The sequence below is a fragment of the Geothrix edaphica genome (genome assembly GCF_030268045.1).
GTDB classification, from domain to species: domain Bacteria; phylum Acidobacteriota; class Holophagae; order Holophagales; family Holophagaceae; genus Geothrix; species Geothrix edaphica.
The window spans coordinates 372052-394200 of the sequence record NZ_BSDC01000002.1 but is presented as its reverse complement, the minus strand read 5'-3'; the positions used below and the strand labels follow the sequence as shown (position 1 = coordinate 394200).

Here is a 22149-nt window from a genome sequence, read left to right as displayed (position 1 = left end):
CGTCAACGCCGGGAAGGTCCGGTCCACCAGCGGCCGCGGTCCTGGCTCCCCTCCTGAATCGCCGGGGGACCGGCCGGTCGGCTGGCGGCGGAGGCTTCCCTCTCCGGGGACGGAGGCTCATCGCCCGTCCACTTCAACTGCGCCGAGAGTGCGGCGTGGTCTGAGATCTTCGACCAGGGCGCGCCGGAATGCATTTCGGCCAGCTCCACCGTGAAGCCGCGCACGTAGATGCGATCCAGGCGCAGCAGGGGGCGCTTGGAGGGGAAGCTCCGGCCCGGCGAATCGAGACTGCCGAACGCTCCGCCGAAGACCTCGGTCATCCCGAGGCGATGGGCCAGCAGTTCATCCGCATCGTTCCGCCAGTCGTTGAAGTCACCGGCGATGATGAGGGGCGAGTCGGGGTCGGCAATGCCCTCGATGCATCCGGCGAGAGCATCCAGCTGGCGGCGCCGCGAGGGGGCGAACATCGAGAGATGGACACAGACACAGTGCAGCGCTCGGGTCTGGCCCGGCAGGTGGATGGTGCAATGCAGCAGGCCCCGCCGCTCGAATCGAAAGTGGGTGACGTCCTGGTTGTGCGAATGTTCGATCGGAAAGCGGGTGAGGATCGCATTGCCATGGTGCCCATGCCCGTACACCACGTTGCCGCCATAGGCCGTGGACTGCCAGACATCTTCCGCCAGGAACTCGTGCTGAGGCTTGTAGGGCCAGTCTTCGTATTTTTTGGCGTTCCTGCTGTGCAGACCCTGGACCTCCTGGAGAAACACGATGTCCGGACCGAGCTCCCGCAGTCGCTCCCTCAGCTCATGCACCATCAGGTGCCGATGGAATTGCGAGAATCCCTTGTGGATGTTGTAGGTGACGATGTGGAGGCGGGTCTGGTCCATGGTCTTCACGATGCTGAGGACATCCTTTCCTGCGCGTGGGTGGCTCGTTTCCCGGTGGGCGGCGCTTGCGGCGGAAGCAGGCATCTCCGGGGCCCTAGTCCACCTGCCGGTCCGCCTCTTCCTCCTGCAGGTCCGCAAAGAGATCCTCCATGTCCTCGCGGGATTCTGGAGTCACCTCGCCGGTCAGCGCCTCGGTCACATCATCTTCGGTCAGAGACCCGACGACCTGCTCATGAAGGGGCTGCTCTTGCATGTCCGCCGATACGGGAGCCGGTTCTTCCGGAAACGCCACTCCCATGGATTCCGACTCCTCGCGAGTCAGGTGCAAGGAGTCAGGGCCCTTGGTTCTCTTCGATGACATGGCTGCCTACCTGTCCTTGAATGGGTGGATGGTTCCGTGACCTGGTCCCTCGTGCCTGAGGTCAGGGTGACGAGCTCCCAGGGACGACCGAGGGAAAGGGCCACCTTCACCTTGGGCTCACGCAACCATCGGGCCATTGTCAAAAGGCCATGTATTCAACAGATTGGAATTGCGATCCCTCTCCCCCCTTGGAGCTTCCGATCAATTTGATAGTCGATGGTCTCAAAGCGAAGTTACCGACCTGCGCTGACGCCAGGGCCAAGGTTGCCCCGTCCCGAAACACAAAGAAGTCCCGTCAGAGTGCCTGGCGCGCCGCTGCTGAACATGGCGCTGATCCGCTCCGACAACCCCCGACTGCCGGACTGGACGGCTCGGCAGCACCCCCGGTGGGAGTCCCTCCGCATCATCCTGCGGGTGACGCTCCGGCCACGCGAAAGGCTGGCACGGGCGCGATCCAGAGGACGCCCATCAAGTGGCGCCCTCTGGGGCCCTACCTGCCAGCCTTTCTGCGATTTCGACTCCCGCCTTGTTTATCTCCACCACCAAATGAGGCCCCGAATGGGGTGCGCGGCGTGTCGCTGCTGGGCACGGCGCTGATCCACTTCAACAGCCCACCGGGCTGTTGAAGTGGGCGCCTACCTGCCCGCAGCGGCAATTCCACCAAAACAAAGGGACCCTCGCGGGTCCCTTTGTTTTGGTGGAGGTGGTGGGAGTCGAACCCACGTCCAAGACATGCCGGATGGCGGCTCTTCCACAGGCTTGGTCCGCTCTTGAAACCTCCCGGCGGGGAACGGACGAGCCGCTCGGGACGTGTGCCCCCTTATCTCGGCCGCTGTCAGGGGGCGTCGCGGCGGCCTATCTGGTGCCTCCGTCCGGCAGGCCGAAGCCACCCTTTCGGAGGTTTAACGAGCTCGGTACCCAGAGATCCCGAGGACTCGCTCGGAGCCTAGGTTGCCCTAGGCAGCGAGAGCCAGTTCGAAGTTATCGTTGGCAGTTTGATTTGGGCGGCTTGATGAGGGGGCCAGCCGTCCAACCCCCGCCTGCACCGAACACCTGGATCACGACCTGTCGAAACCGGTCACCCCCATGCGTCGAGTGGCTTCTTCTTCCCCCCCTCGAAGGTTCAGTTGAAGCGGATCCTGAGTATGGGGACTCCTCCCCGGATTCACAAGGGACGGGAGCTACTTCCCCTGCTTCCGTCGCGCGGTGATGGTCTCTCCGCCGATGCCCCAGTTGTCCGTATCCACTTCGTCGATGGTCACCACGGTGGTCTGGGGGTTCTTGCCCAGCACGTCCACCAGGAGCTGGGTGGCGCCCTGGATGAGCCGGGCCTTCTGCTCGGCAGTGGCGCCTTCGCGGGTGATGCGGATGTTCACGTAGGGCATGGCGGCCTCCCGGGGGAAGCATAGACGGATTCAGAGGGGCGAGAGGGCCTTCGGTTGCAGGACGGCGCGGCTGTCCGCATCGGCGAAGCGCCAGGGGCGGGCCTGGTCCTCCGCCGTGGCGAAGGCGATGCCCAGGCGGGGGCCGGCGAGGATGCCGGCCGGCGCCGTCCCGGGTCGCAGCTCCAGCCCTCCCGGGACCAGCAGGTCGTGGCCGTCGAAGGTCCGGTCCAGGCCCAGGGCCTGGGCCACCTTGCCGGGGCCCGCGCAGAGCTGGGGCGTGGGCTTCGCGACCTTCCGCCGTTGCAGCACCGTCTCGAGTCCTGCCACGACCTCGGCGCCCCGGATGAGCACGGCGGAAGCTTCGCCTTCCGGCCCGGTGACCACGTTCAGCATCCAGTGCATGCCGTAGCAGAAGTAGAGGTAGGCCCGGCCCGGCGGTCCCCACATGGGGGCGTTGCGGGCCGTGCGGCCGTGGCGCGCATGGCTGGCGCTGTCCCCGGAGCCGCCGTAGGCTTCCACCTCCGTGATGCGGAGGACGACGCCCTCGCGCACCAGCCACATGCCCAGCAAGGCGCGGGCGGCGTGATCTGCGGGGGCCTCGAGATTCATGGGCGCAGCAGCTGCCGGGCCCGGAGGAAGGCCTCCAGCTCGGCGCTGGCGGAGGCATCCAGGGCGCGCTCGGGCAGGAGCACGGCCCGGGAGGGGCCCGTGCGGAAGATCCAGAAGCCGCTCTGCCGTTGGATGCCCGCGAAGCCGGACCAGGGCAGGCCGCCCTCGCTGGCTTGGGTTCGCAGGGTGAGGCCTTCGTCGTCGAAGACCACCTCCACGGGGGTGTAGGCATCGGCCCCGCGCCGGCGCCGGGCCAAGCGGAGGACCACCTCCGGCAACCCCGCGAAGAGCAGGCCGTTCAGCATCAGGAACAGCCCTGGGATCCGCTGCTGCCCCGCGGCGAGGCTGTAGGCGCCCAGCAGCATCAGCCCCACCCCCGCGCCCACGGCGACCTGGTACCAGCTGCGCTTGAAGGTCCGCGCGCCCCGCAGGGCCTCGTCGGAGGTGAGGGTGTAGTGGGCCGTGATCTGCATGGTCATCCCGGAGGGTTTGGGAAAGCATTCCATCAAAACGGGCCCGCAGCGCGGGCCCGTTTCACGACTCGAATCGCCACGCGATTCGAGGTCCTACACTTCATCGAAGAAGTAGGGCTTGAGGACCTGGATGCGCTCCTCGAAATCGTCGGGGTGGATGAAGTGCAGGGCGGCGGCCACGCTGGAGAGCAGGCTGTTGCCGTCTTGCGGGGTGAAGCAGAAGCCCACCACGCGGTTCTCGCTGGGCATGGCGAGGGTGCTGAGGGGGATCACGGTCTGGTTGAGGATGCGGCCGTAGTGGCCCTGGTCGCGGCCGAAGGAGAACACGGTGTTGGCGTCCTTCTTCTCGGTGATGGCGATGCGGTCGTTGGCCTTGATGCGGGCCTTGAGGCTCTCCAGCGTGGTGGGGCGCTTGAGGCGCAGGTCGAACCAGAGGCTGTGCATGTACTGGGTGGGGAGCTTGATGGCGCTGCTGAACAGGTTCAGTTCGAGACCCCGGGTCTGGAACAGGTGGTAGGCGTCGCGGGCGTGGTGGGTGCCGAACTTGCCTTCCTTGTGGGTGCCCACCTGGGGCGCGGGGCAGAAGTCCTTCACCTGGCTGATGTCGTTGGCGCGGCGCATGCAGACGAAGCTGCCCTCGACCAGGTTGTCATCCCCCTCGGTCAGGGCCAGGGTGTCGATGATGCAGGAGAGGTTGTGGGTGTTGCAGCTCACGACCTGCACGTATTGGCCGCTGTTCTTGAGCACGTCATCGTTGATGCCGCGGGCGTACATGGTGCCGAAGCCGAACTCGCTGCCCTGGGCGATGAAGCCCCGGGTGTTCTGCTCGTACTTCGTGTAGAGCTTCTCCTTCATGTCCATGCCCTTGGGGCTGCAGTCGATGACCACCGTGGCCTCGTTCAGGGCCTGGTCATGCAGCATGGTGGGCTCGACGCCCATGGCCTTGAAGCCCTCCGCCTTGTCGGCGTCCACGGCGAGCTTGGCGCCGCGGCGCAGCAGGGCCTTCACCTTGGGGCGCTCGCTGACGCTGTTCTTGTGGAACGTGACGTCGTCGATGCCCAGTTCCTTCTTGTACTCCGTCAGCAGGCCGATCAGCGGTTCGCCGATGGTGCCCGTCCCGACCACATGGACGACGTTCTTCTTGGACATGGATCCTCCCCGGCCGGTGTTTCGGGACGCCCCGCCAGCCCAGAGGACGATTTTCCCAGGCGGCAGAAGGAAAAGCCACCCGCAAAAGCCGGGTAGGCCTCTGTTGTGACCGGGGGCCTACCAGCCCCGCAGCTCCTGGGAGAGGCCGAGGATGTCGGCAGCCTCGTCGAACTGGCGGTTCACGTTGTCGAAGAGGCTCATGGGTCCGGTCATGGGAACCCCCGTTCACGCCTGGCAGGACGACCGGCCCAAGCATAGCGCGGCCCCGGTCGCCCGGGGCCGCGCCAGGAAAGCCGAGCCTGCTACTGCTTCAGGCCCTTGAGCGACACCAGGTAGCGCATGAAGGAGACGCCGTAGGTGCCATCGGGCTTCTTGAGGCAGCTCACGTTGAGGATCTTGGTGCCGTCGAAGCCGATCGCCATGTCCTTCACGATGGTCTGGGAGCCGAACTGGCGGGCCGCGGCGTTGTCCGTGATGCCCATGTGCCGCATCTTGCCCCAGGACTTGGCGGTGAGGCCCTTGGTCAGGCGGTAGATGCCGGCGTTGTAGGCCAGGCGGGCATCCTTCACGGTGTAGTCGGGGAAGTTGACCGCATCGGGGCCGCCGGGCAGCTCGTCGAGCTTGGCGGCGAGGTGCTCGACGCCCAGGCCCTTCAGCTCCTCGGGGGTGAGGCTGATGCCCAGGGCCTTGGCATCCATGTGCATCTGGCGGGCCGAGGGGAACACCACATCCGGCGTGATGGGGGCGATGAGGGCCGCGTGCTTGAAGTCCTTGCGCACGGCCAGGTACTGCAGGTGGTAGAGGATGTCGGCGGGCTCCGTGGCGGCGGCCGGCGGCGTGGTGGGGATCTCATCGCCCCCGCAGCCCACGAACGCGGGCACGAGAAGCAGGCTGGCGAGGGGCAGCAGCAGGGAACGTCGCATCTGGAAACCTCCGGAACGGGATGGTCTGAATGTAATGGATGGTGGAGCCTTCCCGCTGCGCTGCCAAGGGAAATTCATCACAATGGGATCGTGTATCCCATCTCCCTCATCGCCTTCGGCCGCCTGCGCCTGGAACCCTGCCGGGGACTGGAGCGCCACTACCTGGACATGCTCCGCCCCTATGCCCGGATGGAGGTGACGGAATTGACCGAGGGAAAGGGCGATCCGGCCCGCCAGCTGAAGGAGGAGGCCGAGCGCCTGCGTTCCAGGCTGAAGGCCGTGACCTGCCCGGTCCTGCTCACGCCGGAGGGAAAACTCCGGGACAGCGAGGCCCTGGCCCGGTGGCTGGGGGAGCGCATGGACCGGGGCGCCAGCCTGGCCTTCGTGCTGGGGAGCAGCCATGGGTTCGACCCGGCCCTCAAGGCGGAGGTGAAGGAGCAGCTCAGCCTCTCCCCCATGACCTTCCCCCACGAGCTGAGCCGGGTGATGCTCCTGGAGCAGCTGTACCGGGCCTTCACGATCCTTCGGGGCAAGGACTACCATAAGTGATTCGCCAGTTTTTCGCCTTTGCGCCACACTGATCCGATGGCGCATCCCATGGACCGCTACTTCGCCCCGCCGGAGGGACGGATCTTCGCGTGCTTCCCCGGCGCTGAGGACCGGCCCGGCCAGCGGCGCATGGCGGAGCTGGTGCACAACACGGTGGTCGACGGCACCGCCCGCTTCCAGAAGTGGCGGGATCAGGGCGGGGAGCCTGAGGCCCGGCCCGAGGCCGTGATCCAGGCCGTGGAGGCGGGCACGGGCACGGGCAAGAGCCTCGGCTACCTGGTGCCGGCCCTGGCCGCGGGCCGCCATCCCATCCTGGTGGCCACGCGCACCAAGCAGCTCCAGCGCCAGCTGCTGGAGGAGGACGTGCCCCGGGCCGCGGGCATCCTGGGCCGCCCCATCAAGGCCGTGCTCGCCAAGGGCCGGGCCAACTACCTCTGCCGCACGGCCTGGGAGGCGGCCTCCACGGATCCCCACCTGGAGTTCACCCGCGCGGACCAGCAGCTCTGGCTGGCCCTCCAGCGCTGGACCCGCGAGACCCAGGACGGCGACCGCGAGGGCCTGGGCCGCTTCGGCGAGGGCGAGTCGCCCCTCTGGGACAAGCTCAACGCCCGGGCCGAACGCTGCACGGGCCGCCAGTGCCCCCGCTACGAGGACTGCTTCCTCACCAAGCTGCGGGCCGAGGTGGCCGAGGCCGACCTCATCATCGTGAACCACGCGCTGCTGCTGGCGGACCGGGTGCTGCGGGAATCCGCCTTCGGCCAGGTGCTGCCGGATGCGCCGGTGCTCATCCTTGACGAGGCCCATGACCTGGAGGAGCAGCTCACGGAGAGCTGTGCCGAGGCCTGGTCCAGTCGCGCCATGAACCTGCTCTTCACGGATCTGCGCGAGGCCGCCAAGGGGTCGGGGGCTGCGCTGCTGGGGCTGCTTGAGCCCTGGGAGCGGGCCTGGGCGGACATCCTCACCTGGGTGCCCCTGGAGGGCGGCGTGCTGCCCCTGCTGTCGCCGGGCCCGGAGATGAAGGCCCTGGCGGACGCCGTGGGAGCCTGGGTGGAGGCGGGGCATCCCCTGTGGATGGAGGCGCGCCGCCTGGGCGCCGCCGATCCCGAGAACCCGCTGTGGATGCGGCTCGCCGAGCGGGTGGGCACGGCCTTCTCGCGCATGGAGCAGATCTTCGCCCAGCCCGACGGCTGGGTCTCCACGGTGAACCGGGAGGGCTCCCACCTCGTCCACTTCAAGTCGAACCCCGTGGACGTGCGCCCCTTCTTCCACCAGCACGTGCGCCGCGGCTTCGAGAGCGTGGTGCTCACCAGCGCGACACTGCGCGACGGCCGGGGCTTCAACGGCCTGGGGCTGCGTCTGGGCCTCACGAAGCCCGAGGTGGAGCAGGCCGAGCACGTGGAGAGCCCCTTCGACTTCGAGGCCCAGGGGCTGCTCTTCGTGCCGCCGGACCTGCCGGAGCGCCGCCCGGGAAGCGGCGGCGGGGTGGGCGACCCGGCCTGGGTCGAGGCCTCGCTCTCGGCCATGGAGCGCATGCTGCGGGCCAGCCGGGGCCGGGCCCTGCTGCTCTTCACCAGCCGCAAGATGCTGGCGGCCTTCCGTCCCCGGCTGGAGGACGCGCTGCCGGAGCTCACCTTCTTCGTGCAGGGCGACGGGCTGTCGCGCACCCAGCTGCTGGAGCGCTTCCGGGCCACGCCTTCGGCGGCCCTGCTGGGCCTCGCCAGCTTCTGGCAGGGCGTGGACCTGCCGGGCGACGCCCTGAGCCTGGTGGTGGTCTCCGCGCTGCCCTTCGCGCCCCCGGACGATCCGGTGCTCCAGGCCCGCATCCGCGAGGCGGACGCCCAGCGGGACGGCCTCGGCTTCATCGGCATCCAGGTGCCGCAGATGACCCTCAAGCTCAAGCAGGGCATCGGCCGTCTCATCCGCACCCGCGGCGACCGCGGCGTGGTGGCCGTGCTGGATCCGCGCCTCATGCTGCCCAGCGAGGACCGCCTGGGGAAGCGCTACGCCGCCCAGGTCCGCGCGGCGCTCCCGCCCTTTCCCGTGACCCGGGACTGGGAGCGGGTGGAGACCTTTCTGCGCCTGCTGTGAAAAGAGGCCCGCGCCACGGGCCTCGTTTCACGGGTGGAGCTGGGCGCCTCAGTTTCCGGGCTCCGCGGGTGGTGTGGGCGGTGCGGGAGGCGCCGGGGGAGCATCCGGTGCCGGCGGGGGTGGTGGGACGGGAGCGGACCTAGGGGCCGCCGGGGTCTTCGGCGCCTTGGGGGGCCTGGGGGTGGTGGCCATCTCCTTCTGCAACTGGTCGAGCCGGGTCTGGAGGGCCTTCAGCTCCGCCTTGATGGCGGCCATCTCGGCCTGGGGGTCGCCGCCCTGGCGATGGGTGCGGGACTCGATGCGCATCCTGGGCATGGGGCGGGGCGGCATGGGGATCCTCTTGTCCGTCCCCTCGACGATGACGTCCTGGTCCTCGTCTTCGGAGCCGATGACGGCCCAGGTCGGCCCATCGCCGTTGCCGCCGCCCTTCCGGAGGATCTTGACCCGCCGTTCGACGGCCTCCTGGCCATCCTCGTGGCGCCGGATCACCATGGTGTCGGGCTCGCCGCCCTTCTGCTTGAGCACCTCGACGCGGACCCTGCGGCCCTCCTTCTCGGCCTTGGCGATGAGGGCCTTCAGCTCGGGATCGTTCTTGAACCGCTCGGCCTCGGCCTTGAGTTTCTCGCCTTCGGCCTTGAGCTGCTCGCCCTCGGCCTTGAGGCGCTCCCCATCGGCCTTGAGCTGGGCCTGCTCTTCCGGCGTCATGGCCTGGGCGCGGTGCTCCAGGTCCCTCGTCCGGGCTTCCAGGGCGCGGGCATGGGCCTCCAGCTCCCGCCCGCGGGCCTCCATGTCCCGGGCGCGGTCGTCCATCCCCCGGGCGTGGTCGTCGAGGTGCCGGGTGCGGATCTCCACGCGGCGCACCTTCTCCCGGGCGGTGGTGGCCTTGGCGGCATCCTTCACGACGCCCCGCACCCAGGCCTCCCCTTCGGCGTCCAGGGGCTTCTCCTGGCCGTCCACGGTGTAGGTGCGCTTGTCCTTGGTGACGGTGTAGGTCCGGGCCTTCCCACCCTGCTTCTCCTCGACCCGGAAGCTGCCGGCGCCGGGCACGGTCACGGGTTCCTTGGCCGCGGGGTCGAGCTGGACCTCGCCCTTCATCTGCACGTCCATCTGGCGCTCGCCGTCGATCACCTTCATGCGGGTGTTCTGATCCGGCTTGGGCGTGGGCTCCTTGGCCTTGTCCTGGAAGACCGCCCCCGCCGCGCCCAGGAGGGAGGCGGCCAGCAGGGCCAGGGCGGTGGCGCGGGCGGCATTGGAGGCCGGCAGGGCCGGCTGGAGCAGATGGCGGATGCGGTGCATGAGGGAGCCTCCGTTGGCGGCCAGGGCCAGATGGGTGGAAGAGGAAGGCAGGGGTTCGCGCAGGGCCTCGAGGTCGGTGAGGGCACGGGCCAGGATGAGGGGATCGCCGCAGAGCTCCGCAGCCACGTCGTCGCAGCAGAGCTCGCGCTCGGCGCGGATGCGGCCGGAGAGCCACCACACGGCGGGGTGGTAGAAGAGCACCACCTCGACCAGGGACTGGAGGAGGTTCACGAGGAAGTCGCCCCGGCGGATGTGGGCCAGCTCGTGGGCCAGCACGGCCTCCAGCTGCGCGGGGGCCAGGCCGGCGAGGGCGCAGGCGGGCAGCAGGATGATGGGCCGCAGCCAGCCCAGGGCCGTGGGCACCTCCACGGCGGCGGACTGGAGCAGGCGCACCGTGCGGGAGAGCTTCAGCTCCCGGCACAGCCGCGACAGCACCAGGTGCCATTCGGCGGGGACGGGGGAGGCGCTGCGGCGGCGCAGGCGCTGGACGCGGATCCAGCTGCCCAGGAAGCGGGTGGACAGCAGGAGCACGCCCAGGGCCCAGGTGCCCAGCAGCCAGGGCAGGGCGGGATCCAGCGCGGCTTTCACCCGCAAGGGCAGAGGCGCCTCCGGCAGGGGGGAGCCGGTCGGGGCCGCCAGGGTGAGGGCGAGCGGTCCGGAGGGGGCGGGGGCCTGCCCCTGGAGGATCAGGAAGGTGGCCACGGGCGCCGCCGCCATCAGCAAGAGGAAGGCGCAGGCGGTTCCGTAGCGGGCCTTGGCGCTGGCGCCCCGCAACAGGGCCAGCAGCAGCCAGGCCAGGAGGCCCAGGGCGGCGCCCTGCCACAGGAAGTGGAGGAGGCTCCAGCCGAGGGCCTGGGCCCAGGGCGCGTGGGCGAGAGACAGGAGTGGGGTCATCGCTTCCCTCCTTCGGCCTGGTCGAGCAGTTTCCGGATCTCCGCCAGCTCCTCGCGGCTGGCCCTGCGGGTGGCCAGGGCCTGCATGACCAGGCTCAGGGACGAGCCGCCGAAGGCCTTGTCGAGCAGGTCGTCGAGCATGGTCCGCTGGGTCTGGACCTGGGTCTGGGCGGCCGAGAAGACATGGGTGCGGTCCGTGACATCCCGCTGCACCAGGCCCTTCTCATGCATGATCTGGAGCATCTTCAGCACCGTGGTGTAGCCCAGCTCCCGCTCGGCCGACAGCACCTCGAAGACCTGCCGCACGGTGCTCGGCCCCAGCTCCCAGAGCACCCGCAGGATGGCGAGTTCGGCGTCGGTGGGACGGGGCTGGGGTTGCATGGGATCGGGCTCCGGGAGAGGAATGCGGAAAAGATACGACAGGTTTCGTAGTTATCAACGAAAATCTTCGTAATTGGTTTAGTCCCGGATCCTGGTGCCCCGAATCGCGGCGGTGCCCCCGGCTCCCGCTCTCATGAATGGCGGGGCATCCGGGCATCAAGACCTGGAGGAGGGCTCAGGTCCTCAGGGCGGCCAGCAGGTCGTCCAGGGGCACGGTCGCGATGGTGGAGGCCTTGTCGCTCATGGCGTAGGGGAGGATGAGGTCGCGGCCATGGAGGAGCGACCCGCAGCTGTAGACGACGTTGGGCACGTAGCCTTCCCGCCCCGTGCCCTCGGGTGCGAGGAGGGGCTCCCGCAGCCGGCCGATGACCTTGGTCGGGTCCTGCAGGTCGAGCAGGGCGGCGCCGATGCAGTACTTGCGCATGGGTCCGACGCCGTGGGTGAGCACCAGCCAGCCGGCCTCGGTCTCGATCGGCGAGCCGCAATTCCCGATCTTCACGGACTCCCACATCTCGGCGGGCCGGAGGAGCATCGTCGAATCGCTCCAGTGGTGGGGGTTGTCCGAGAACATGATGAAGAGGTTCTCGTCGTCCTGGCGGGCGAGCATGGCGTAGTTGCCGTCGATCCGCCGGGGGAAGAGGGCCATGCCCTTGTTCTGCACGGCGGTGCCGTTGAGCGTGAGGATGCGGAAGTGGAGGAAGTCCTTGGTCTCGATGAGCTGGGGCAGGATGGCCTGCCCGTTGTAGGCGGTGTAGGTGGCGTAGTACATCGCCGAGCCGTCGTCGTCGACGAGGCGGACGAAGCGCGCGTCCTCGATGCCGTGGCTCTCGTTCGTGGAGACCGGGAAGATGATCCGCTCGCTCATGGCGAGCTTGGGGGAGAAGTGGAGCTCGTAGTTGGAATCGGCGAGCCACTGGATGCAGCGGAGCGTGTTGCTGAGGTCCTGGGTGAGGGGCCGGGTCTCGCGCCGGGTGCGGTGGATGCAGCGGTTCAGGTCGCTCCGGGTGAAGCTGTCGCCGAGGGAGTCCATCACCGTGGAGGCGTTCCCGTTGTTGAAGCCCATCTCATGCAGCTTGACGATGAAGGGCAGCTTCCTGTAGCTGGGATTGGGGTTGAGATCCGGCAGGGCGACAAAGCGGGAGATGGGATCCAGGTGGAGGTTCCCCGCCGGATCGATGACGCCAGTCCGGAACTCGATGGAGGAGATGTGGCCTTCCCCCGTCGCGCGCAGGCTCATGATGAAGCGCAGGGCGCCGGCAGGGACGCCCTCCTGGTCGGGATGCGGGACGATCGAGGGGTTGAACAGGGCCGCGGACTCGAGCGCATATTCCCCTGAGAACAGGGCGCCGATGAGGAGCTTGCGGGTGTGGGTCAGGGGGCGGTGGGTGAAGATATGGGGCAGCACCCGCTCGAAATTGGCCAGCAGGGGAGCTTCGATGTCGAGGTGCCGGGACTCGAATTCCCTCAGCATGGACTCCAGATCCCGGGCGGCCTCCTCCTCGCTCAGGGCGAGGGCGCGGCCGAGGATGGTGGTGATGCGGTGGGTGTTGGAGGGAATGAAGGGACGGATGATGACCCGGGCGCTCTCGGGGACGAGATCCACGTCGTGGCGGCGGAGGGGGATGGTCGTCATGAGGCTGGGGCCGGGGCCGGGGCCGGGGCCGGTGCCGGGGTCGGGGCAGGGGCGAGGGCGTGGGCGGCGAGGTTCATCTCGGCGAGGGCCAGGTGGAAGGCCAGGGTCGACTCCGCGCCCTGGTTCTCGCTGACCCGGTCCGGATGCAGTCCATCGCTGCAGCCTCCGCCGCTGGAATCGTACAGCGGCAGGCCCAGGTCATTGCGGCCCAGGAACCACTCGAAAGCGCGCTTCGCCTCGCGCAGCCACAGGTCATCCCGGGTGGCCCGGTAGGCGGCGAGGCAGGCGGAGACCATGGATTGCGCCTCCACCGGCTGCTGGTCGAAGTAGGCGCGGGCGCCTCCCTTGACGTAGAAACCGTTGCTGCCGATGGGGCGGAAGTGGCCCTTCTGGGTCTTCTGCACGGAGATCAGCCAGCCCAGGGACTTGAGCGCGATCTCCAGGGCCTCGGGGTTGGCCGCCCCCCGGGCGCTGATGAACAGGGCCTGACAGAGGCGGGCGTTGTCGTACGTGGCGCTCGACTCGAACCAGGGCCAGTCGTCGGTGGCGCAGGCGTTCCACAACCGGACGAGCCTGGCCGTCAGGTCCTCCCGCAGGGCCTTCGCCGGGGCATGGTCCGGGGCGGTGCGGAGGTACTCGTGGATGCCCAGCAGCGTGAAGGCCCAGGCGCGGGGGGAGGAGAAGGCCTCCACCACGGGCAGGCTCCGCTCGAAGAGCTGCGCCGAAAGCCGCCGGTGGCCGGGATTGCGAGACCGTCCGGAGCCGGTGCCTGTGGCCCAGAGGGCGCGGGCATGGCTGTCCTCGCTGCCGGAGGCCTCCAGCCATTGCCGCCCATGGCTCATGAAATTCCGGAACCGGCCCGTCTCCGGGTTGAGGGCCGCCGCCAGGAAGGCGAGATAGCTCGTGGCCAGGCGATCGGTATTCTCCGAAGGCGAGCCTCCTCCGAGCTCATCCAGGAGGTTGCAGAGGATGAAGGCCCTCGCGTTGTCGTCGGTACAGTAGCCCTCGTGGAAGTTCGGCACGTTGAAGGTGGCGTGCTGGAGGATGCCGGTGCCGTCGCTCATGCGGATGATGTGGTCGAGCCGGAGCGGTGGCAGTTCGTAGGGGCGGCTGGCGAGCGTCCATCCGGCAAAGGCGGAGCGGGGCGTGGCCCTCCGCTCGGTCCGCGCGCGCCGGAAGGATTCGAGGTAGCGCTGCGCCACCGCGGGCCAGATCATGTCGCGCCCAAGCAGGTAGGCCTCGTCGCGGGTCGCCTTCAGGCGGGCCGGGTCGTCCAGGTACGCGCAGACCCCATCGGCGATGGCATGGGGGTCCCGGAAGGGCACGAGGGTGCCGCGGCCGTCCGAAAGCAGCTCCTGGGCATGCCAGTACGGCGTGGAGACCACCGCCTTGCCGGCGCCGAAGACATAGGCCAGGGTGCCCGAGGTGATCTGCGCCTCGTTGAGGTACGGCGTGAGGTAGATGTCCGTGGCGCCGATGAACTCCTTGAGGTCGTCCAGGGACACGAAGCGGTTGTAGAAGATCACGTGCTCCTTCACGCCGAGGTCCTCGGCCAGGCGCTCCAGGCTCAGCCGGTAGCTCTCGCCTTCGTGGGCGACGAGGTGGGGGTGGGTGGCGCCCAGCACGAGGTAGACCACGTTCGGGTGTCGGGCCACGATCCCCGGCAGGGCCTCGATGGCGTACTCGATGCCCTTCCCGGGGCCGAGCAGCCCGAAGGTGAGGAGCACCTTGCGCCCCTCCACGCCGAGCTGGGCCTTGTAGAAGCTGGAGTCGATGAAGGGCATGTCCGGAATGCCGTGGGGGATGAGGTCCACCTTGTCATCCGGGGCTGCGTAGGTGTCGCGTAGGATCTCCGCCCCCTTGTGGGCCATGACCACCAGGCGGTCGCTGCGGCGGATCAGCTCCTCCATCACCCTGAGCTGCGTCGCATTCGGGTTGCTCAGGATCGTGTGCAGGGTCGTCACCACCGGCATCCGGACTTCCCGGAGCAGGGCCAGCAGATGGCTTCCGGCCCCCCCACCGTAGATGCCGAACTCGTGTTGGACGCAGAGCACGCCGGCATTGTTGAAGTTCAGGAAATCCGCCGCCCGCCGGTAGGAATCCAAGTCCTTCTCGTCGAGCTCAAAGCGGACGCGAGGGGGGTAGTCATAGGCATCGATGCGGTCATTCACCGCCCCGGCGAAACACTGCGACCCGGGTGCGGCCTCAGCCACGGCCTCGCACAGGTCATGGGTGAAGGTGGCGATGCCGCACAGTCGCGGCAGGAAGCCGCCCAGGAAGGCGATGTGCTCGGGCACGGGCAACGGCATCTCGCGGTCCCTCTTCACAAGGACGGAGGGACCAGCGCCCGGATTGGCCTGACATTGATTTCCATGAAACGCTCCCAGGTGGTACCCAGGCTGGGAAGGCCGGTGGTGTGTCGAACGATCCCGCACACCTGCCGGGGACATCCACAGGTCTGATCCTGCGCTCGAAACGCCTTCCAGACCAGGAGTTTGATGGAGGACGGGGCGCGGCGCCGGGGATCGCCGGCGGCCCGGATTCGCCCGAACCGGACTACACTTCCCTCCCCGGAGGGTTCCGCCATGGCGCAGATCGAATCCACCCCCTCGTTCGTGCAGGCCGCCTACGACCGCATGGCCACCAGCCTGAAGGTGGTGCGCCAGCGCCTGAACCGGCCCCTCTCCCTGGCCGAGAAGATCGTCTACGGCCACCTGGACCACCCGGGCCAGGCGGAGATCCTGCGGGGGAAGAGCTACCTGGAGCTGCGGCCGGACCGCGTCGCCATGCAGGACGCCACGGCCCAGATGGCCCTCCTCCAGTTCATGACCTCGGGGCTGCCGGACGTGGCCGTCCCCTCCACGGTCCACTGCGACCACCTCATCCAGGCCGAGGTGGGCTCCAGCCCGGACCTGGCCCGGGCCAACACAGAGAACAAGGAGGTCTACGACTTCCTGTCGTCCGTGTGCGACAAGTACGGCCTGGGCTTCTGGCGGCCGGGCAGCGGCATCATCCACCAGGTGGTGCTGGAGACCTACGCCTTCCCCGGCGGCCTCATGATCGGCACCGACTCGCACACGCCCAACGCAGGCGGCCTGGGCATGGTGGCCATCGGCGTGGGCGGCGCGGATGCCGTGGACGTCATGGCGGGCCTGCCCTGGGAGCTGAAGGCGCCGAAGCTCATCGGCGTGAAGCTCACGGGCGCGCTCCAGGGCTGGACCTCGCCCAAGGACGTCATCCTCAAGCTCGCGGGCATCCTCACGGTGAAGGGCGGCACCGGCGCCATCGTGGAGTACTTCGGCCCCGGCGTGGATGCCATCTCCTGCACGGGCATGGGCACCATCTGCAACATGGGCGCGGAGATCGGCGCCACCACGAGCCTCTTCCCCTTCAACCACCGCATGGCGGACTACCTGCGGGCCACGGGCCGTGGCGAGATCGCGGCGCTGGCCGAGGGCTTCGCCGAGCATCTGAGGGCCGACGAGGGCTGCCAGTACGACCAGGTGGTGGAGATCGACCTCAGTACCCTGGAGCCCCACATCAACGGCCCCTTCACGCCGGATCTGGCCTGGCCCCTGTCGAAGTTCGCCGCCGCCGTGAAGGAGAAGGGCTACCCGGAGGAGCTGAAAGTGGGCCTCATCGGCAGCTGCACCAACTCCAGCTACGAGGACATGGAGCGGGCCGCCAGCGTGGCGAGGCAGGCCCTGGAGCATGGCGTGAAAGCCAGGTCCACCTTCACCATCACGCCGGGCAGCGAGCAGATCCGCGCCACCATCGAGCGCGACGGCCAGATGGCGACCTTCACCGCGGTGGGCGGCATGGTGCTCGCCAACGCCTGCGGCCCCTGCATCGGGCAATGGAAGCGCCACGACATCCAGAAGGGTGACCGGAACTCCATCATCACGAGCTTCAACCGCAACTTCGCCGCGCGGAACGACGCCAACCCCGAGACCTGCGCCTTCGTGGCCTCACCGGAGATCGTCACGGCTTTCGTCCTGGCGGGCCGCCTCACCTTCAATCCCGAGACGGATCCGCTCCCGGGAGCCGACGGCAGGCCGTTCATGCTGGTGCCGCCCAGTGGCGACAGCCTGCCCAGGAAGGGCTACGACAAGGGGCAGGCCACCTACCAGGCGCCGCCCGAGGATCGCCATCGCATCGACGTGAAGATCGATCCCGCCAGCCAGCGCCTCCAGAAGCTGGAGCCCTTCAAGGCCTGGGGGGGCGTGGACCTCACGGACCTGTACATCCTCATCAAGGCGCAGGGCAAGTGCACCACGGACCACATCTCCGCGGCCGGGCCCTGGCTGCGGTTCCGGGGACACCTGGACAACATCAGCAACAACCTGCTCATCGGCGCCACCAATGCCTTCAACGGGGCCGTCAACCGCGTGAAGAACCAGCTCACGGGCGACTACGAGGAGGTGCCCAAGGTGGCCCGCGCCTACAAGGCCGCGGGCATCGACTGGGTGGTCGTCGGCGACGAGAACTACGGCGAGGGTTCCAGCCGCGAGCATGCCGCCATGGAGCCCCGGCACCTGGGGGGCCGCGCCATCATCGTGAAGAGCTTCGCCCGCATCCACGAGACGAACCTCAAGAAGCAGGGCATGCTGCCCCTCACCTTCGCGGACCCCAAGGACTACGACAGGCTCCAGGAGGACGACCGCCTCTCGATCCTCGGTCTGGCCACCTTCGCGCCCGGCGTGCCCCTCACGCTGGTGGCGAGGCATGCGGATGGCCGCGAGGACTGGATCATGCTGAACCACACGTTCAACGCGGGCCAGATCTCTTGGTTCAAGGCCGGCTCGGCCCTCAACCTCATGGGCGGCAAGGCGAAGCAGCCGTAGGTGTTCTCAGTTCCCGGGGCCCATCTCGCGCCGGCCGAACCGGGGCATGTTCCAGCCGTACCGCAGCGAGAGGTAGCGCAGCCCGAAGCAGGCCACGAGGCCGGGCCAGGTGGTCCCGGCCGGGCCCCAGTGGAAGTGGTCGCCCAGCACCACCAGCAGCGACCCCAGCAGGGCCGCAGAGGCGTAGATCTCCCGCTCCAGCACCACGGCCACCCGGCTGAGCAGCATGTCGCGGAGGATGCCGCCCCCCACGGCAGTCATCATGCCGAGAAGGACGGCCGTCTCGGCGTTGCGGCCCAGTCCCAGCGCTTTCTGCGTGCCGGCCACGGCGAACATGGCCATCCCCACCGCGTCGAAGAGGAGCACTGGATACCGCAGGCGTCGCACCCAGCCATAGGCGCCGAGGGTGGCCAGGGCGCCCAGGGTGGCGCAGGCTAGGTAGCGCCAGTCTGCCAGGCCCACGGGGGGCAGGGCGCCCAGGCAGAGGTCGCGCACGATGCCGCCGCCGCAGGCGGTGACGAAGGCCAGGGCCACGATGCCGAACAGGTCCAGGTCCCGCTCCCGGGCCGCCGCGGCGCCGCTGATGGCGAAGACGAAGATGCCCGCCAGGTCGAGGAACTCGAAGAGCGCGTGCTCAGGCATGGCTGGTGGGCTCCTCGGGGCCGAGCCAGGCGCCGGCCGCGGCCAGCATGGCCTGGAGGCCGGTCTTCAGGGTGGGATGCAGCACGGGGGCGTACCGCGACGAGTGGTTGCTGGGAAGGCGGTTGATCTGCCCCTCGGCCTTGGCCTTGGCGTAGACCTCGGGATCGGTGCCGCCCACGATCCAGAACACGTAGGGCGTCTTCCAGGCGCGGCCGAAGAGGCTGAAGTCCTCACTGGCCGCGGCGGGGGGCGTCTCGTAGGCCCCCTCGCCGAACTGGGCCCGGAAGGCCTTCGCCACCCGCGCCGTGGCTTCCGCGTCGTTCACGGTCATGGGATAGCTGTTCAGGGGGGTGAACTCAGGCTCCCGCGGGGCGTTCGAGGCGGCGCACTCCGCGCGGCAGATGCGCTTCACCGCGGCCAGGACGTGGTCGCGGACGCCCTCGTCGTAGGTGCGGATGTTCAGCTTGAGGGTGGCGTCCTCGGGGATGATGTTCTCCTTGGTGCCGGCCTGGAGCGAGCCGATGGTCAGCACCGCGCTGTCCAGGGGGCCGACCTCGCGGGAGACGATGGTCTGGAGCCGCAGGACGGTCGAGGCCGCCATGACCACAGGGTCGATGGAGGTCTGGGGCTGGGAGCCGTGGGAACCGCGCCCGAAGAGCCGGACCTTCAGGCTGTCTCCGGCCGAGAGGATGGTGCCGCTGCGGGTGCCCACGGTGCCCGCCGCCCCCACCATCACGTGCTGGCCCAGGATGACGTCGGGGCGGGGGAAACGCGTGGTCATGCCGTCGTCCACCATGGCCTGGGCGCCGCGGGCGACCTCTTCGCCCGGCTGGAACACGGCCAGAAGGGTGCCCTGCCAGAGGTCCCGGTGCTCGCTGAGCGCCTGGGCCGCGCCCATGAGCCAGGTCACGTGCAGGTCGTGGCCGCAGGCGTGGGACACGCCCACCTCCACGCCCTCGTCGTTCGTGGCCCTGACCGTGCTCGCGTAGGACAGCCCCGTGGCCTCTATCACCGGCAGAGCATCCATGTCCGCCCGCAGCATCACCGTGGGGCCGGGCCCGTTGCGCAGGAGCCCCACCACGCCCGTGCCGCCCACGCCCGAGGTCACCTCGAATCCGTGCTGTGCCAGGTGCTCCGCCGCCAGCTTCGCGGTCCGCACCTCCTGCATGGACAACTCCGGATGGCGGTGGAGATCCTTGTAGATCATCTCCAGCTCAGACAGGAGGGCGTCCAGGTGGGGGTCGAGCGCCTTGGCCAGCGGATCCATGGATGTCCTCCTCTGGGCTGGATGCGGATTCAAGGCTTGGCCGTCGGGTGGGTCCTGGACCATGGCCGTTCCGTTCTGTCCGCGACCTTCCACGGGCGTTTATGATGCCTTCCTTTTCTTGCAGCGAATGGGACAACATGGCCGGTTTGGCCCTTGGACTTGGCGCCAGCTGAGTCGGAGGCTGGAGGAGAGCCCTTTTCCTTGTAGAATCAAGGGTTCTACCGGAGTTTCGCCATGCCCTTCCAGCCCCTGACCCAGGAACCCGAGATCCAGCGCCGCTGGCTCGAGTCGGGCGCCTTCCGCGCCAAGCGGTCCGGGGAGCTGCTGCCGGGCTCCAAGACCTTCTACATGCTGGTGATGCTGCCCTACCCCAGCGGCCGCATCCACATGGGCCACGTGCGGAACTACACCCTGGGCGATGTGACCGCCCGCTTCCGCCGCATGAAGGGCTACGAAGTCATGCACCCCCTCGGCTGGGACAGCTTCGGCCTGCCGGCAGAGAATGCCGCCATCAAGCACGGCATCCACCCCGCCATCTGGACCCGCAAGAACATCGAGGAGATGAAGGGCCAGATCCAGAAGATGGGCATCAGCTACGACTGGGACCGGGAGATCGCCAGCTTCCAGGACGACTACTACCGCTGGAACCAGTGGCTCTTCCTGAAGATGTGGGAGGCGGGCGACGTGTTCCGCGCCATGCGCACCGTGAACTGGTGCGAGGAGCTGGGCACGGTGCTCGCCAACGAGCAGGTGGTGGACGGCAAGGATGAGCGCACGGGCTTCCCCGTCGTCCAGAAGCCCCTGGAGCAGTACTTCTTCAAGACCACCAAGTACGCGGATGAGCTGCTCGAGTGCCTGGACGGTCTCGACTGGCCCGAGAACGTGAAGACCATGCAGCGCAACTGGATCGGGCGGTCCGAGGGCGCGCGCCTGGCCTTCGACCTCGAGGGCGGCGGCCAGGTCGAGGTCTTCACCACCCGCCTCGATACGCTCTTCGGCGTCACCTTCATGGCCCTCAGCACGGAGCATCCCGTCATCGAGAAGGCCGCGGAAGCCGATGCCGCGCTGAAGGCCTTCTGCGACCAGGTGGCCTCGGTGAGCCGCGAGGAGCGCCTCACCAGCGACGTGAAGCTGGGCCACCGCACGGCGCTTTCCGTCATCCACCCCTTCACGGGCGACAAGGTGCCGGTCTTCGCCGCCAACTACGTGCTCATGGACTACGGCACGGGCGCGGTCATGGGCGTGCCCGCCCACGACGAGCGCGACCACGAGTTCGCGAAGAAGTACGGCCTGCCCATCCCCCAGGTCATCGAGGCCGAGAGCGAGTGGGATCTCGGAACACTCATCAACAGTGGCGAGTTCACGGGCATGGCGAGCGAAGACGCCGTCACGGCCATGGTGGCGAAACTGAATGGCCGCGCCGAGAAGACCACCACCTACAAGCTCAAGGACTGGGGCCTCAGCCGCCAGCGCTACTGGGGCACACCCATTCCCACCGTGCATTGCGATCACTGCGGCGTCGTGCCCGAGAAGGCCGAGAACCTCCCCGTGCGCCTGCCCGAGGATGTGGCCTTCACGGGCGTCGGGCCGTCTCCCCTCACCACGTCGAGATCCTTCCTCGATTGTGTTTGCCCGGCCTGCGGCAAGCCCGCCCGCCGCGAAACCGACACCATGGACACCTTCGTGGACAGCAGCTGGTACTGGCTGCGCTACCTGGATCCGAAAAACACAGAGCTGCCCTTCGCCAAGGCCGAGAGCGATGCCTGGATGCCCGTGGACCTCTACGTGGGCGGCATCGAGCACGCCACCATGCACCTCATCTACGCCCGCTTCTTCTACAAGGTGCTGCGCGACCTGGGCCTGGCCTCGGGCCCCGAGCCCTTCCAGAAGCTCATCTGCCAGGGCATGGTGCTGAAGGATGGCTCGAAGATGAGCAAGTCCAAGGGCAACATCGTGGATCCCGACGAGGTCATCTCGAAGTACGGGGCCGACGCCCTGCGGCTCTTCATGATCTTCGCCGCGCCCATCGAGAAGGAGATCGACTGGACGGGCTTCGAGGGCATCGAGGGGGCCAGCCGCTTCCTCAAGCGCGTCACGCGCATGGTGGAAGACCACCTGGCTATGACCGGGGGGGACCGCCTGCTCGCTGACGCTCGCGATGTCCCCCCCGGGACCCCCCACTCGGTGTCCGGGCAAAGCCCTGCTACCTCGTCGGTCACCGCCGAGCCCCTGCCCGCCAAGGACCAGCTCAGCGCTGAGGAGAAGGCGCTGCTCATCAAGCTCAACCAGACCATCGCCCGGCTCACGGACGACCTGGAGCGCCGCTACCAGTTCAATACGGTGGTGTCCGGCCTCATGGAACTGTCCAACGCGCTGGGTGATCTCCCGGCGGATGCGCCGCATCGCAGCGCAGTCATGCAGCATGCACTCGACGCCTTCGTGCGGATGATGTCCCCCGTGGCGCCCCACCTGGCCGAGCAGCTCTGGAGCCAGCTCGGGAACCAGCTTGAGAATCGGGGCCTCTGCATGCAGGCCGCGTGGCCCGAGGCGGACCCCGCCTTCCTGGAGGCCGACGAGGTGCTGGTGGTGGTGCAGGTGAACGGCAAGGTGCGCGGCCGCATCACCGTGCCCGTCCAGGCCGGCGAGGAGCAACGCCGCGCGGCCGCCCTGGCTTGCGTGGAGGCCCAGCCCCACCTGGCGGGCAAGGAGATCGTGAAAGTGGTCCTGCCTCCCGGCGGCAAGCTGGTGAGCATCGTGGTGAAAGGCTGA

The 22149-nt window shown here is 68.5% G+C and carries 17 protein-coding genes and 1 other RNA gene; 4 read left to right on the top strand and 14 right to left on the bottom strand.

Annotated elements, in window-relative coordinates; all coding sequences use genetic code 11:
* Window positions 1-2: 2 nt before the first annotated feature.
* The 8 genes from QSJ30_RS09615 to QSJ30_RS09580 form a co-directional block, all read right to left on the bottom strand.
* Window positions 3-887: an endonuclease/exonuclease/phosphatase family protein gene (locus QSJ30_RS09615; protein WP_285608744.1), complete on the bottom strand. Its 885-nt coding sequence runs from the start codon at window positions 885-887 to the stop codon at window positions 3-5.
* A gap of 94 nt (window positions 888-981) precedes the next feature.
* Window positions 982-1185 carry a hypothetical protein gene (locus QSJ30_RS09610; protein ID WP_285608743.1) on the bottom strand — a complete coding sequence of 68 codons (204 nt, stop codon included), beginning with the start codon at window positions 1183-1185 and terminating at the stop codon, window positions 982-984.
* 758 nt (window positions 1186-1943) lie between these two features.
* Window positions 1944-2334: a transfer-messenger RNA gene (ssrA, locus tag QSJ30_RS09605) on the bottom strand.
* A 95-nt stretch (window positions 2335-2429) separates the two neighbouring features.
* Window positions 2430-2633: a tautomerase family protein gene (locus QSJ30_RS09600; RefSeq protein ID WP_476620519.1), complete on the bottom strand. Its 204-nt coding sequence runs from the start codon at window positions 2631-2633 to the stop codon at window positions 2430-2432.
* Between the two features lie 30 nt (window positions 2634-2663).
* On the bottom strand, window positions 2664-3242 hold the full coding sequence (locus QSJ30_RS09595; RefSeq protein WP_285608742.1) for a DNA-3-methyladenine glycosylase: 579 nt from the start codon (window positions 3240-3242) through the stop codon (window positions 2664-2666).
* Complete coding sequence (locus QSJ30_RS09590; RefSeq protein ID WP_285608741.1) at window positions 3239-3715, bottom strand: YcxB family protein; 477 nt, start codon at window positions 3713-3715, stop codon at window positions 3239-3241. The genes QSJ30_RS09595 and QSJ30_RS09590 overlap by 4 nt, the downstream gene beginning before the upstream one ends.
* Window positions 3716-3808: 93 nt before the next feature.
* Window positions 3809-4864: a hypothetical protein gene (locus QSJ30_RS09585; protein ID WP_285608740.1), complete on the bottom strand. Its 1056-nt coding sequence runs from the start codon at window positions 4862-4864 to the stop codon at window positions 3809-3811.
* Between the two features lie 302 nt (window positions 4865-5166).
* The gene (locus tag QSJ30_RS09580) at window positions 5167-5787 is read right to left on the bottom strand and encodes a hypothetical protein (RefSeq protein WP_285608739.1); all 621 of its coding nucleotides are present in this window, start codon (window positions 5785-5787) and stop codon (window positions 5167-5169) included.
* 90 nt (window positions 5788-5877) lie between these two features.
* Here QSJ30_RS09580 and QSJ30_RS09575 point away from each other — a divergent pair, with 90 nt between their 5' ends.
* Both QSJ30_RS09575 and QSJ30_RS09570 read left to right on the top strand, forming a co-directional pair.
* The gene (locus tag QSJ30_RS09575; protein ID WP_285608738.1) at window positions 5878-6336 is read left to right on the top strand and encodes a 23S rRNA (pseudouridine(1915)-N(3))-methyltransferase RlmH; all 459 of its coding nucleotides are present in this window, start codon (window positions 5878-5880) and stop codon (window positions 6334-6336) included.
* Window positions 6337-6384: 48 nt separating this feature from the next.
* Window positions 6385-8424: an ATP-dependent DNA helicase gene (locus tag QSJ30_RS09570; protein WP_285608737.1), complete on the top strand. Its 2040-nt coding sequence runs from the start codon at window positions 6385-6387 to the stop codon at window positions 8422-8424.
* A gap of 48 nt (window positions 8425-8472) precedes the next feature.
* Here QSJ30_RS09570 and QSJ30_RS09565 read toward each other — a convergent pair whose 3' ends face one another.
* From QSJ30_RS09565 to QSJ30_RS09550, 4 genes are all read right to left on the bottom strand, one after another.
* On the bottom strand, window positions 8473-10614 hold the full coding sequence (locus QSJ30_RS09565; RefSeq protein WP_285608736.1) for a M56 family metallopeptidase: 2142 nt from the start codon (window positions 10612-10614) through the stop codon (window positions 8473-8475).
* Window positions 10611-10994, bottom strand: coding sequence for a BlaI/MecI/CopY family transcriptional regulator (locus QSJ30_RS09560; protein ID WP_285608735.1), 384 nt, complete (start codon window positions 10992-10994; stop codon window positions 10611-10613). The genes QSJ30_RS09565 and QSJ30_RS09560 overlap by 4 nt, the downstream gene beginning before the upstream one ends.
* A gap of 175 nt (window positions 10995-11169) precedes the next feature.
* The gene (locus QSJ30_RS09555) at window positions 11170-12627 is read right to left on the bottom strand and encodes a glycoside hydrolase family 130 protein (protein ID WP_285608734.1); all 1458 of its coding nucleotides are present in this window, start codon (window positions 12625-12627) and stop codon (window positions 11170-11172) included.
* Window positions 12624-14936 (bottom strand): glycosyltransferase family 4 protein, encoded by a 2313-nt coding sequence (locus QSJ30_RS09550; RefSeq protein WP_285608733.1) that lies wholly within the window; start codon window positions 14934-14936, stop codon window positions 12624-12626. Before QSJ30_RS09550 ends, QSJ30_RS09555 begins: the two co-directional genes overlap by 4 nt.
* A gap of 276 nt (window positions 14937-15212) precedes the next feature.
* Between QSJ30_RS09550 and QSJ30_RS09545 the strand changes: the two genes are divergently transcribed.
* A complete protein-coding gene (locus tag QSJ30_RS09545) occupies window positions 15213-17471 on the top strand; it encodes an aconitate hydratase (RefSeq protein ID WP_285608732.1) in 2259 nt (752 codons plus the stop codon).
* A 6-nt stretch (window positions 17472-17477) separates the two neighbouring features.
* Here the strand turns inward: QSJ30_RS09545 and QSJ30_RS09540 are convergent, their stop codons facing one another.
* Entirely contained in the window at window positions 17478-18113 is a 636-nt protein-coding gene (locus tag QSJ30_RS09540) for a trimeric intracellular cation channel family protein (protein WP_285608731.1), read from the bottom strand.
* Window positions 18106-19380 (bottom strand): M20 family metallopeptidase, encoded by a 1275-nt coding sequence (locus QSJ30_RS09535; protein ID WP_285608730.1) that lies wholly within the window; start codon window positions 19378-19380, stop codon window positions 18106-18108. The genes QSJ30_RS09540 and QSJ30_RS09535 overlap by 8 nt, the downstream gene beginning before the upstream one ends.
* Window positions 19381-19614: 234 nt before the next feature.
* Between QSJ30_RS09535 and leuS the strand changes: the two genes are divergently transcribed.
* Window positions 19615-22149, top strand: coding sequence for a leucine--tRNA ligase (gene leuS / locus QSJ30_RS09530; protein WP_285608728.1), 2535 nt, complete (start codon window positions 19615-19617; stop codon window positions 22147-22149).

Excerpts from the sequence above, each read along its gene's own strand:
- QSJ30_RS09565 (WP_285608736.1), bottom strand. The coding sequence starts at position 10,614 with ATGACCCCACTCCTGTCTCTCGCCCACGCGCCCTGGGCCCAGGCCCTC.
- QSJ30_RS09545 (WP_285608732.1), top strand. The coding sequence starts at position 15,213 with ATGGCGCAGATCGAATCCACCCCCTCGTTCGTGCAGGCCGCCTACGAC.
- QSJ30_RS09595 (WP_285608742.1), bottom strand. The coding sequence starts at position 3,242 with ATGAATCTCGAGGCCCCCGCAGATCACGCCGCCCGCGCCTTGCTGGGC.
- leuS (WP_285608728.1), top strand. The coding sequence starts at position 19,615 with ATGCCCTTCCAGCCCCTGACCCAGGAACCCGAGATCCAGCGCCGCTGG.
- QSJ30_RS09570 (WP_285608737.1), top strand. The coding sequence starts at position 6,385 with ATGGACCGCTACTTCGCCCCGCCGGAGGGACGGATCTTCGCGTGCTTC.
- QSJ30_RS09550 (WP_285608733.1), bottom strand. The coding sequence starts at position 14,936 with ATGCCGTTGCCCGTGCCCGAGCACATCGCCTTCCTGGGCGGCTTCCTG.
- QSJ30_RS09555 (WP_285608734.1), bottom strand. The coding sequence starts at position 12,627 with ATGACGACCATCCCCCTCCGCCGCCACGACGTGGATCTCGTCCCCGAG.
- QSJ30_RS09580 (WP_285608739.1), bottom strand. The coding sequence starts at position 5,787 with ATGCGACGTTCCCTGCTGCTGCCCCTCGCCAGCCTGCTTCTCGTGCCC.
- QSJ30_RS09615 (WP_285608744.1), bottom strand. The coding sequence starts at position 887 with ATGGACCAGACCCGCCTCCACATCGTCACCTACAACATCCACAAGGGA.
- QSJ30_RS09590 (WP_285608741.1), bottom strand. The coding sequence starts at position 3,715 with ATGCAGATCACGGCCCACTACACCCTCACCTCCGACGAGGCCCTGCGG.
- QSJ30_RS09585 (WP_285608740.1), bottom strand. The coding sequence starts at position 4,864 with ATGTCCAAGAAGAACGTCGTCCATGTGGTCGGGACGGGCACCATCGGC.
- QSJ30_RS09600 (WP_476620519.1), bottom strand. The coding sequence starts at position 2,633 with ATGCCCTACGTGAACATCCGCATCACCCGCGAAGGCGCCACTGCCGAG.
- QSJ30_RS09610 (WP_285608743.1), bottom strand. The coding sequence starts at position 1,185 with ATGGGAGTGGCGTTTCCGGAAGAACCGGCTCCCGTATCGGCGGACATG.
- QSJ30_RS09535 (WP_285608730.1), bottom strand. The coding sequence starts at position 19,380 with ATGGATCCGCTGGCCAAGGCGCTCGACCCCCACCTGGACGCCCTCCTG.
- QSJ30_RS09560 (WP_285608735.1), bottom strand. The coding sequence starts at position 10,994 with ATGCAACCCCAGCCCCGTCCCACCGACGCCGAACTCGCCATCCTGCGG.
- QSJ30_RS09540 (WP_285608731.1), bottom strand. The coding sequence starts at position 18,113 with ATGCCTGAGCACGCGCTCTTCGAGTTCCTCGACCTGGCGGGCATCTTC.